The 12,251-nt window shown below is 34.8% G+C and carries 10 protein-coding genes; 9 read left to right on the top strand and 1 reads right to left on the bottom strand.

All coding sequences use genetic code 11. The features are described 5' to 3' along the window. Positions 1-287: 287 nt before the first annotated feature. From dnaN to mscL, 7 genes are all read left to right on the top strand, one after another. Entirely contained in the window at positions 288-1,409 is a 1,122-nt protein-coding gene (dnaN, locus tag HXT51_RS04565; RefSeq protein WP_103084389.1) for a DNA polymerase III subunit beta, read from the top strand. A 271-nt stretch (positions 1,410-1,680) separates the two neighbouring features. Further along, positions 1,681-3,135, top strand: coding sequence for a DNA replication/repair protein RecF (gene recF, locus HXT51_RS04570; protein ID WP_421776275.1), 1,455 nt, complete (start codon positions 1,681-1,683; stop codon positions 3,133-3,135). After that, positions 3,132-3,590, top strand: coding sequence for a DciA family protein (locus tag HXT51_RS04575; RefSeq protein ID WP_421776276.1), 459 nt, complete (start codon positions 3,132-3,134; stop codon positions 3,588-3,590). The genes recF and HXT51_RS04575 overlap by 4 nt, the downstream gene beginning before the upstream one ends. 220 nt (positions 3,591-3,810) lie before the next feature. Next, positions 3,811-5,886: a DNA topoisomerase (ATP-hydrolyzing) subunit B gene (gene gyrB, locus HXT51_RS04580; RefSeq protein WP_103084386.1), complete on the top strand. Its 2,076-nt coding sequence runs from the start codon at positions 3,811-3,813 to the stop codon at positions 5,884-5,886. Positions 5,887-5,959: 73 nt separating this feature from the next. Further along, a complete protein-coding gene (gene gyrA / locus HXT51_RS04585) occupies positions 5,960-8,647 on the top strand; it encodes a DNA gyrase subunit A (RefSeq protein WP_103084385.1) in 2,688 nt (895 codons plus the stop codon). Between the two features lie 244 nt (positions 8,648-8,891). Continuing rightward, positions 8,892-9,392, top strand: coding sequence for a DUF3566 domain-containing protein (locus tag HXT51_RS04590; protein WP_374703755.1), 501 nt, complete (start codon positions 8,892-8,894; stop codon positions 9,390-9,392). Positions 9,393-9,483: 91 nt separating this feature from the next. Next, positions 9,484-9,897, top strand: coding sequence for a large conductance mechanosensitive channel protein MscL (gene mscL, locus HXT51_RS04595; RefSeq protein WP_103084384.1), 414 nt, complete (start codon positions 9,484-9,486; stop codon positions 9,895-9,897). 171 nt (positions 9,898-10,068) lie between these two features. On the opposite strand, the gene HXT51_RS04600 is transcribed toward mscL, so the two are convergent. Further along, complete coding sequence (locus HXT51_RS04600) at positions 10,069-10,800, bottom strand: phosphatase PAP2 family protein (RefSeq protein ID WP_103084383.1); 732 nt, start codon at positions 10,798-10,800, stop codon at positions 10,069-10,071. A 200-nt stretch (positions 10,801-11,000) separates the two neighbouring features. Here HXT51_RS04600 and HXT51_RS04605 point away from each other — a divergent pair, with 200 nt between their 5' ends. Both HXT51_RS04605 and HXT51_RS04610 read left to right on the top strand, forming a co-directional pair. After that, positions 11,001-11,702 carry an FhaA domain-containing protein gene (locus HXT51_RS04605; RefSeq protein ID WP_103084382.1) on the top strand — a complete coding sequence of 234 codons (702 nt, stop codon included), beginning with the start codon at positions 11,001-11,003 and terminating at the stop codon, positions 11,700-11,702. A 27-nt stretch (positions 11,703-11,729) separates the two neighbouring features. After that, entirely contained in the window at positions 11,730-12,245 is a 516-nt protein-coding gene (locus tag HXT51_RS04610; protein ID WP_103084381.1) for an FHA domain-containing protein FhaB/FipA, read from the top strand. Positions 12,246-12,251 lie beyond the last annotated feature (6 nt).

A 12,251-nucleotide genomic window follows, 5' to 3' on the forward strand; every position in this document is an offset into this window, starting at 1 on the left:
TCCAAATGTGGACAAGCTAAAAAATAGCTTTTATTGTGGATAAGTAGTCAAGTTATGCACATTAATATCCTCATGTTATTAACAAGCTCTTATTCTTGATAAGCCTTCTTATTTCTTGACTTTTAAGAGTTATCCACATATTAACCGTGCTTATTACTTCTATTATTTTTTATATTTATTTAATAAAAACATTAAAAATAAGGGTTAATCTTTTTGCTTATTTAGAAAGCAATTAGGGCAACACCTTACTGTAAACTAAATTCAGACTTTTTAAGAAATGAGGAAGCATGAAAGTAGAAGTTAATTCTGCAGCTTTTGCAGAAGCAGTAGCTTGGACTACAAGAATTATTGATTCTCGCCCAGCTAATCCTATTCTCGCTGGATTAAAAATTGAAGCAGAAGATGGTACGCTTAACCTTTCAGCTTTTAACTATCAAGTTTCAAGCAGAAATCATATTGAAGCTGGCATTGATGAAACAGGAAGCGTATTAGTTCTTGGAAAACTTATGGCAGACATTACAAAACTTTTGCCTGCAGAAAATACTTATTTAAGCTCTAACGAAACAACGCTTACTATTACTTCAGGAAAATCAACTTTTACTTTGCAACTTATGCCTAATGGAGAATACCCTGATTTGCCTGCTATGCCTAATAAATTGGGTCAAGTTGATGCTCCAACATTTGTTCAGGCTGTTAATCAGGCTTCTGTTGCTGTTTCTCGCGAAGATGAACGACCTGTTTTGCGAGGAATCCATATTCATTTTGAAAATGATTCTGTTACAATGACTTCAACCGATCGATATAGGTTGGCAAGAACTACATTTAAGTGGACTCCTGAAAAGCAAGATATTAATGCTGATACGCTTGTTATGGGAAATCTTCTTAAAGACGTTTCAAGATCTGTTAATGATAAAAATAACGTTATCATTAATTTGAATGACGAAGATCCAACGCTTTTAGGATTTGAAAATTCGGGACATTCTAGTACTGCACAACTTATAGATAGTGAATTCCCATCTGTAGATCGTTTATTTGCTAAAGATTATCCTATTCATGCTGTGATTAATAGGCAAAATCTTCTTAACGCTATTAGAAGAGTTTCTTTGGTTGTTGAAAGAGATCCTTCTATTACTTTGTCTTTCTCAGGTCAAGAATTAACTCTTTTTGCTGGTGATTCTAATGAATCTCAAGCAAAAGAAAATCTCGATATAGACATGGACGGAGAAGATATTCAAGTAAAATTCAATCCTAACTTCTTACTTGAAGGTTTGAATAATATTACTGAACCTTTTGTTCATGTAAAAATCAAGACAGCAACTTCACCTGTAGAATTTAATGGACAACAAGAAGAAGATGGAGATGAATCATTAGATTATCGCTATTTGGTTGTCCCTATGCGTCAGCAGTAGTAATCAAAAGTAAAAATTAAAAGTATTAATAAAAAGTAAAATCTTAAATTAAAAGAATAATTCTTTTAATTACTTATTTACTTACTTTTCTTATATCTGCCTTTGATTAGTAATTTTTAATTTATTTTTTAAATTATTACTTTTCAAAGGTAGATATGAATATTTTATAAAATAAATTATGAAGTAATTTTTATAAAGTAATTTATAAAATATATCATTGCTTTTATTGGCTTTAATTTATATTTGTTTTTAAAGATTTGGAGGAGAAATAGTGTATATTTCACTTCTTGCTCTGGATCATTTTCGTTCTTGGAACCATTGCATTATTAAGTGCAATCCTACTTTAAATATTCTTTATGGAATAAATGGTTTAGGTAAAACAAATATTGTTGAAGCAATTGAAGTTATTTCTACTGGCACAAGTCATCGTTCTTCTGCTACTTTACCTCTTATAGAACGTGGATTTACTTCTGCTACTATTCGTTTGAATGTAGAAAATTTGAATTTTAATGATTCAGATAGTAATGATTCAGATAAGTTTGATTCGAACGATTCAAACACTTATGAGGCAACTCTTACGAATAGAGGAGCTAATAGAGCTCGTATAAATTCAGGAAAATCAGTTTATATGAGAGATATTGTAGGAATAATTCCTTCTGTTTCTTTCACTCCTAGAGATCAATTTTTAGTATCAGGAGATCCTTCTCAACGTCGTACTTTTCTAGATCAAGCTTGCTCACTATTAATACCTGGTTATGCTAAAAATCTTCAAGAATATAAACATATTTCTAAGCAGCGTACCGCTTTATTAAAACAATTAGGAAATAATTCTTCGCAAAATTATAGTTATAGCGAAAATAGTTTTGAAAATAATTCTGAAAATTCTTCTTTTTATTTAAATAATGCTCTTTCTGGATTAGAAGTTTGGACTGGAAGATTTATTGAAGTAGGTATTTTTATAACTCAAAGTCGTCAAAAAGTAGTTGATGAACTTTCAAAATATTTTTCTTCTGTTGTTGAAAACATAACCTATTCAAAGCAAAAAGCGAATATAGTTTATAATCCTTCTTTTGAAGAAGTTGGAAAAAATAATGATGAAATTTCTTTAAAAAATTATGCTTCTAAAATAAGTGAGCATTTTCAGCGTCTTTGTGCTGGTGAAGTTTCTAGGGGATGTAATCTTATTGGACCTCACAGAGATGATTTTTCACTATTACTTGATGATTTTGATGCGAAAGATTTTGCTTCTAATGGTGAATCTTGGACTCTTGCTTTAGCTTTAAAAATGTCTTTACTAAAAGCTTTAGAAAATAAAAATCAACAAAAACCTATTATCATTTTAGATGATGTTTTTGCTCAGCTTGATGAAAATCGTAGATTAGAAATTTTAAAATTTATAAAAAATCAAGGTCAGGTTTTTATAACTGTTGCGTCGCTGAATGATATACCTCAAAACAGTTTATTATCTGATAATTCTTTTATTGATGTATCTTCATTAATTCCTTCTTCAGAAAATAGTTTTGAAAATAAGGAAAATATTGATGAAGATCATAAAAGTATTATTGATGATATTCTGCTACAACGCGTTAATAGTAGCGTAAATAACAATGCTATTAATAGCAGTATAAGTAGTGTTTCGAATAGTGATTTAAATAGTAATAAAACTGATTATTCTATAGATGATTCTGAAAATATTTGTACAGAAAAAAGTGGTGAAATATCATGAAAAAACCTGTGCATTTGATTTTAAATATTGATACTAGAAAACTTCCTTCTATTATTTTTGATCCTATTCAATTAAAGGGAGAGAAGCTAGAAAAACGCGATCAACAGCAAGAAGATTCTTGGGAAAGTTTTGGAAAACCTGGTAGAGATCCTAATACTTTAAATTCAGTTTTAGAATTATTTTCTCATAATAATCATTGGGATAAATTCTTATTAATAGCCAATATAAATTCATTATGGCCTAAAATTGTTGGCGAATATAATTCTCAATTTAGTAAAGTTGAAGATATAGATAATAAAACTTTAATTGTAAGCGCATGCAATCAGTCTGCTTATACAATTACAAAGTTTTTAATTAATTCTTCAAAAAATATGATTCTTGACAAAATAAAAGAAAATAACATAAAAAATATTAAAGATATTAAGCTAATTATTTCTACTGATAAAAGTTATTAATGATATTATTTTAGTATCAAATTTATTGTTATTTTTATTATTTAATTGGCTAAATATAGCCAAATCTTTCCAAGGCCTCTTACTCTGATGCCGTCATGGTATATGTGTAGAATGTCGTATGTTATAGTTCAATCGCTAGAAACCCCTTTTATGTGCTTTCTAGCGTGTATCGACCTTGTGAATAGCATGTTTTGCGAGGCAATACGGGAAGGGATCGAAGTTGTCAAATATGGAAGACGATTCGATGGAAAAAATCAATGATGAGCATAAATTAAATGATGCTCAGCTTGATGATTCACTTGCTCCTGAACATTACGATGCTAGTGATCTTCGCGTACTCGAAGGTTTGGAAGCAGTACGTATTCGTCCAGGTATGTATATAGGTTCAACAGGCCCTCGAGGATTACATCATTTAGTTTATGAAATTGTCGATAATTCTGTTGATGAAGCTCTAGCTGGATATGCTTCTCACATTGAAGTGACGATTTTGCCAGATAATGCAATTAGGGTTGTTGATGATGGACGTGGTATTCCAGTAGATGAAGTGCCAGGTGAGGGTGTTTCAGGTGTTGAAACAGTTATGACTAAGCTTCATGCTGGTGGTAAGTTTGGCGGCGGCGGTTATGCTGTTTCAGGTGGCTTACATGGAGTTGGTATTTCTGTTGTTAACGCGCTTTCTACAAGAGTAGATATTGAAGTTCGTCGTCAAGGATTCCACTGGACTCAAACTTATATTGATCAGCATCCGACTGCTCCTTTAGCTAAAGGTGAACCAATGGCAGAAGGAGAGTCAACTGGAACTTCTGTAACTTTCTGGCCAGATGGCGCGATTTTTGAAACAACTATTTATGATTTTGAAACCTTGCGTTCTCGCTTCCAACAGATGGCCTTCTTAAATAAAGGTTTGAAGATTTCTTTAACCGATTTACGTAAGCCAGATGAAGCTGGTGATGAGGTTGCTGGAGATTCTGAATCTTCTAGTGAAGAAAAGCATAGAAGTGTGAGCTATCAGTATGAACATGGCATTAAAGACTATGTTGATTACTTGGTTAAATCTCGAAAAGCTGTTCCAGTAGAGCCAGATGTTATTGATTTTGAGGCTGAAGATCTTGAAATCGGTATTTCTGCGGAAATTGCTATGCAATGGACTGTTGCTTATTCTGAAGCAGTTCACACTTTTGCTAATACTATTTCAACTACTGAAGGTGGTACTCACGAAGAAGGTTTCCGTGCAGCACTTACTACTTTAGTTAATCGTTATGCTCGCGAAAAGAATATTCTGAAAGAGAAAGATACTAATCTTTCTGGTGATGACGTTCGCGAAGGCTTAACAGCAGTTGTTTCAGTAAAGCTTACAACTCCACAGTTTGAAGGTCAGACTAAAACAAAGCTTGGCAATTCTGAAGCTAAGACTTTTGTTCAGAGAGTTATGACAGAAAAGCTTGGAGATTGGTTTGATGCTCATCCAAGTGAAGCAAAAAATATTATTCAAAAAGCTATAGAAGCTTCTCGTGCTCGACTTGCTGCTAAAAAAGCTCGCGAAAACACTCGTCGTAAGTCTATTTTTGAAACTGCTGGCATGCCAGATAAGTTGAAGGATTGCCAGTCAAGTAATCCTGAAGAATGCGAATTATTCATAGTCGAGGGTGATTCTGCAGGTGGCTCAGCAATTCAAGGTCGTGATCCTATTACGCAAGCTATTTTGCCTTTGCGCGGTAAGATTTTGAACACTGAGCGCGCGTCAATCGACAGAATGATGAAGTCTGAAACTATTGAATCTTTGATTACTGCTGTTGGTGGCGGTTATGGTGAAGACTTCGATTTAAGCAAGGTTCGATATCACAAAGTTATTATTATGGCTGATGCTGATGTTGATGGTGCTCATATTGCTACTTTGAATTTGACACTATTCTTCCGTTACATGCGTCCTATGATTACAGCAGGATACGTTTATGTTGCTATGCCTCCTCTTTACCGTTTGAAGTGGAGCAAGGGAGCACATGACTTTGTTTATACGGATGCTGAGCGAGACAGAGTTTTGGCAGAAGGTAAAGCTGCTGGTCGTCAACTTCCTAAAGGTGAAGGTATTCAGCGATACAAGGGCTTGGGTGAGATGAGCTATCAGGAGCTGTGGGAAACAACTATGGATCCTGAACATCGTATTTTAAAGCAAATTCATATTGAAGATGCTGCTCGTGCTGATGAAACATTCTCCATGCTTATGGGCGATGAAGTAGAGCCTCGTAGACTCTTTATTCAAAGAAATGCTCATGATGCGCGATTCATCGATGCTTAAACCTTAAAAATATTATTAAAAATATTTTATAAGCATAAAAAATACTTCGATATCGTAAGAAAAAGGAATTACATTGGTAGATGAAATGAACTCCGTCAATAATGATGGTGAAGAGCAGCTGCCGGACGGATCAATGGAGCCTCAGAGCCCGCAGGAAGCAGATAATACTGATTATGGCTTAATGAAGGGTGCTCGTGTAAAGCATATGGATTTGCAGCAGGAAATGCGCGAATCATATCTTGCTTATGCACTTTCCGTTATTGTTGAGCGTGCTTTGCCAGATGTTCGTGATGGTTTGAAGCCTGTTCACCGCCGCGTTATTTATGCTATGTATGACGGTGGTTATAGGCCTGATCGCGGATATAACAAGTGCTCTCGCGTTGTTGGTGATGTTATGGGTAAGTATCACCCTCATGGTGATTCTGCTATCTATGACACTTTAGTGCGTATGGCTCAGTCTTGGTCAATGCGCTATATGCTTGTTGATGGTCAAGGAAACTTTGGTTCTCCAGGGGACGATCCTGCAGCAGCAATGCGTTATACGGAATGTCGTATGGCACCTTTGGCTATGGAAATGGTACGAGATATTGATAAAGATACCGTTGATTTCCTGCCAAATTATGATGGTAAAACTCAAGAGCCTACTGTTTTGCCAGCTCGTTTCCCAAATCTTTTAGTTAATGGTTCTGCTGGTATTGCTGTTGGTATGGCAACCAATATTCCACCTCATAATATGCGTGAAGTGGCTGATGGTGTGCACTGGGCTTTGGATCATCCTGATGCAAGCAGGGAAGAACTTCTTGAAGCTTTAATTCAGAGAATTAAAGGACCTGATTTTCCTACTGGAGCAACGATCTTAGGTCACAAGGGAATTGAGCAAGCGTATCGTACAGGTCGCGGCTTAATTACAATGCGAGCAGTAGTTAATACTGAGGAAATTAAGGGACGTATGTGCTTGGTTGTTACCGAGCTTCCATACCAAGTTAATCCTGATCGCTTAGCTGCTTCTATTAGGGAAGCTGTACGAGACGGCAAGATTCAAGGCATTGCAGATATGCGCGATGAAACGTCTGGCCGTACTGGTCAGCGTTTGGTTCTTGTTCTTAAAAGAGATGCTGTTCCAAAAGTTGTTTTAAATAACTTGTATAAGCATTCGCAATTGCAGCAAACTTTCGGCGCAAATATGCTTGCTTTGGTTGATGGCGTTCCTAGAACTTTGAGCTTGGATGCGTTTATTCGTCATTGGGTAACTCATCAGCTTGAAGTAATTGATCGTCGTACTCGTTATTTAAAGCGTGAGGCTGAAGAGCGAGATCATATTTTGCAAGGCTACTTAAAAGCTTTGGATATGATCGATGAAGTTGTTGCTTTAATTCGTTCATCTAAAGATGTTGATACTGCTCGCACTGGTTTGATGAATTTGCTTGATGTTGATGATGTTCAAGCAGATGCTATTCTTGCAATGCAACTTCGTAGACTTGCAGCTTTGGAACGTCAGAAGATTCTCGACGAGCATGAAGATTTGATGCGCAAGATTGCTGACTATAACGATATTTTGGCAAGTCCAGAACGTCAGCGCAAAATTGTTGGCGATGAGCTTGATGAAATTGTTGCTAAGTATGGTGATGATCGTAGAACTAAGATTCTTCCATTCTCTGGTGAAATGAATGTTGAAGATCTTATTGCTGAAGAAAACGTTGTTGTTACCGTAACTCGCGCAGGTTATATTAAGCGTACTAAGGCAGACGAGTATCGTGCTCAGCATCGCGGTGGTAAAGGAATTAAAGGCGCTAAATTGCGTGAAGATGATGTAGTTGATCACTTCTTCTTAACTTCTACACACAATTGGTTGTTGTTCTTTACTAATCGTGGTCGAGTTTATCGCATTAAAGCTTATGAACTTCCAGAAGGATCTCGCGATTCTAAAGGTCAGCATGTTGCTAATTTGCTTCAGTTTGCTCCTGGAGAAACAATTCAAGCAGTGTTATCGATTCCAAATTATGATGTTGCTAAATATTTGGTTTTGGCAACTCGTTCTGGAAAAGTTAAGAAAACTGCTTTACAAGAATATGATTCTCCACGTCAAGGCGGTTTGATTGCTGTTCGATTAATGACTAATGAAGAAACAGGCGAACCTACTGATGAGCTTATTGGCGCAGCTTTGTGCAATTCAGAAGATGACATTATTCTTGTTTCTAAGCTTGGAATGAGTTTGAAGTTTAGAGCAGATGATGAACAACTTCGACCAATGGGTCGCCAAACTGCAGGCGTTCAAGGTATGCGATTTAGAGATGGCGACGAATTGCTTGATATGGATGTTGTTTCTTCTGAAACAAGCAAAGATCTTCTTGTTGTTACTAATGAAGGTTTTGCTAAGAGAACTGCTATTGAAGAGTATCGTTTGCAAGGAAGAAACGGCTATGGTGTTAAAGCTGTTCAACTTGCAGAGGGTCGCGGTTCATTAGTTGGTGCCTTGATTGTTGAAGAAACAGATCAAGTAATGGCAATTATGAAGTCTGGTAAGGTAATTCGCTCTGACGTTAATGAAGTGAAGCGCACTGGTAGAACAACTCAAGGTGTGACTTTAGCTAAGCCAGATAAGGGTGATGAAATTATTTCTATTGCTCGTAATGAAGAAAAAGATGACGAAAATTCTAAGGCTGATGAAAGTCAAGAATCTTCTGAATTTAATTCTCAAGAAAGTCAAGAAATTAATGAATCTCAAAACAATTATGAATCTGAAGAAAATTCAGATGAGTAATGATAAATAATTTTGAGTAAAAAATTACCCAAGATAATAAAAATTAAATAAATTTATTTTATGAAGTATTTTGTAAAATAATTAAGCAAAATATTCAAATAAAAGAGTATTAGTCGTATGGCATCGTCCTTTTCGACTGATACTCTTTTTTAATAAGGATAAGCAATAAATAGGCTTAATCAGCACATTATGTATTTGTAAAATGTTGTACTGACTAAACGAATATAAGAGAAGGAAATAATTAATGAGCGAGGATTACGAACCAGCGCGTATGGCTTCTTCTGGAAATTATGTAGCTGAAAATGGTGGTAGTGCTAAACCTCGCACTATTGGAGGAGTAGCTTCATCAGCAAAAAGAGGTACTCACTCGGCTAACCATCCTCGTGCTCGTAGAATGAGCTTATCTTTAGTAAGAGTTGACGCATGGTCTGTTGCTAAAGTGTCATTCTTGTTGAGCTTTGCTCTTGGAATTATTCAAATTATTGCATCAGGCTTAGTTTGGGTATTCATGAACATTGTTGGTGTTTTTGATCAAGTCACTCAAATTGTTTCTTCAACAGGCTTAGATAGTAATGGTTTGAATCTTGCTGATGTATTCTCGCTATCGACTGTATTAAGCTCGGTAACAATATTTTCCGTTGTTGAAATATTAATTCTTACTATTCTTTCTGTGATTTTTGCACTGCTTTATAACGTTGTTGGATCATTAGTTGGTGGTATTCACATAACCTTGGGCGATGACTAAAAATTATTGATTAATAGGAAATTAATTAATAGAAATTAGTAGTGGTTATAAATTAGTCAATTAAATAATTCATATCCATAGAGGAAATAAAATGCTAAAAGGATTTAAGAAATTTATTTCGCGTGGGAATGTTATTGATATGGCTGTCGGTGTTGTAATGGGTAGTTCTGTTACCGCTGTGGTTACATCTATTGTGAAAAATATTATTAATCCACTAATAGCAATGATTTGTGGAAAACCTGAATTAGATGGCGTTTTGACTATTACTTTTAATAAAGCAACAATATCTTTTGGAGCTGTTATAGGATCTATTTTAAATTTCTTAATTGTCGCTATTGCTGTTTATTTCTTCATAGTTCTTCCAATAAACAAGTTGCGAGAAGTTGGAGTTAATTTATTGCAACTTGATAAAGAAAAAACTGAAGAAGAAAAGCGTGCTGATAGGGAAAGAGAAATGATCTCGTTATTGAAAGATATTAGAGATCAGATTTCAAAAGATAATTAATTTCTAAAACTAAATATTTTAATAATTACAGTACTTTAATAATTACAGTGTTTTAATAATTGCATTTTTTAATAATGAAATTCCCCTAGTACTTTTAAAAGTAGAAGGGGAATTTTCATATTCGCTTAAGCTTCATAGTTTGTTTAAATATTTTATTTTTTTTATTTTTATTTAATTTTCTATTTGATTTAATATATCTGATCCGTTTATATTCTTTACTTCAACAAATTCGTATAGATTATGTTTTTGGAATATGTAAAAAATAGTTGTCGATAATAATGGGTAAATAATCGCAGAAGTTAGAACATCTGTAGGGAAATGTGCTGCTACAACAAGTCTTGATAAAGCTACGATAATAACAACTATTGCGCTAATTAATAATTCAAAATGAATAAAAAGTGGCTTCTTTAAATAAACCATAAGCATAATCATCGTAAGAATTGCTACAGCAGCAGCTGTGTGTCCGCTAGGAAAACTTGGATCAGGTGGTAGTTCAGTAACAAGATTTGGTCTTTGACGGTGAACTATGAATTTTATTGCGAACACATATACCATTGGTAGCAATGATATTAGTAGCTGAACAATAGTTGTTTTGTAATTCTTGTGCAAATAAAGTGAAAGTAATGCTAAAAGAACTAATATAGCAATGCAACATTTAGTTGAAAAAAGTATTGCAAGAACTTTAGATGCTGAGAGAATAAAGCTTGGAGAATTATTGTGGAAGAAAGAAACTATAGATGTTTCAAATTCTCTTTCTTCTTGTTTAACGAGTAAGAGTTTTCCGATTATTGGAACAAAAATAGCTAATAAGAATGTTATTGAATAAAGAAAATATATCTTTATATTTCGTGAAGACAGATTTTTTTGTGTCTTATCGGATTTATTATCAGTGTAATTCGTCATATCATTTAAGATTACTACAGCTAGTATGACAGTTATTATTGTATGAGGCGTATTTTTATTATTGATTAGTGCTTTTAAAAGTAAATGGTATGTTGTGTAAAGAATATGTTTAATAGTGTTAATAAAAGTATGCAAAAAGTTAAAGTTGAATACCGTACCCGGTGACGAGTACTATGTTGAAAAGATAGAAAGGGTTTATAATGAGTGTGCTTGACAGACTTGAGAAGAGCGTTGAAGGTGCAATGAACGGTGTCTTCGCAAAATTTGGCTCTAAAGATTTACAGCCTGTAGATCTGTCTAGTGCTTTGGAACGTGAGATTGATTCTGAAGCTATGCCTATTGGTAGGGATCATACAGTTGCTCCTAACGAGTATCGATTTAAGTTGAGCACTCCTGATTTTGATCATATTGAACAATGGGGTAGTGAAGCTTTAGCAAATGAGCTTGCTGATAATTTAACTCAATATGCTAAAAGTCAGCATTATGCTTTTGTTGGCCCAGTAGTAGTTATTTTTGAAGAAGATTTGGAATTGACAAAAGGTAATTTCCAATTATCTTCTGAATCTGTGCAGGGTAACGCTGTTCCTGTTACTACTGATGATCAATCACAGAATCACCCTATGCTTGAAATAAATGGTAACCAGTATTTGCTGACTAAAGATCGTACTATTTTAGGACGCGGTTCTGGTTGTGATATTGTTATTGACGATCCTGGTATTTCCCGTCGTCATTTAGGTATTGATATCACTTCTGATGGTGTTATTGCTAGAGATTTAGGATCTACAAATGGAACTTATGTTGAAGGTCATCAAGTTCCTGCAGCTACATTAGTTGATGGAAATACAATTACTATTGGCAGAACTCGTATCCTTTATTGGGCTTCCTCTCAGGATCAGGAGTAAAAGAAATTCTAAGGGACGAGTACGCACATGATTTTTACTGAGTTAACGTTTGCAATATTAAAGTACGGTTTATTAGCTTTACTTTGGCTATTTGTATGGTGTGCTGTTCGTTCTTTGCGTAGGGATATTGAAGTTTTTAGTCCGCGTAAAAAGAAGTCTTTTGATAAAAATGCTTCACCTGCGCGTTCTAACGGGAATAGGGTTCGTAAAATATCTAGATCCAATAATTCTTCTACGCAAAATCATAAAGGTCCAACTCTTTTAGTTATTATTGATGGTCCTTTAGCTGGGTCTTCTTTCCCACTAAATGCTTCTGGTGTAACTCTTGGAAGATCCCCTTCTAATACGGTAGTTCTTAACGACGAATTTGTATCGTCTAATCATGCTCGCGTTTACTTTAACAATGATGTTCAATCTTGGGTTCTTGAAGATTTGGGTAGCACAAATGGAACCATGATTGGTCATACTCGTGTAACAGAACCAGTTGTATTGAAGCCTAGAACTTCTGTGCGTATTGGCGCAACCATGTTTGAATTGAGGTGATATGTA

Origin of the sequence: Gardnerella sp. KA00255, assembly GCF_049244095.1 — a bacterium.
GTDB lineage: Bacteria > Actinomycetota > Actinomycetes > Actinomycetales > Bifidobacteriaceae > Bifidobacterium > Bifidobacterium vaginale_F.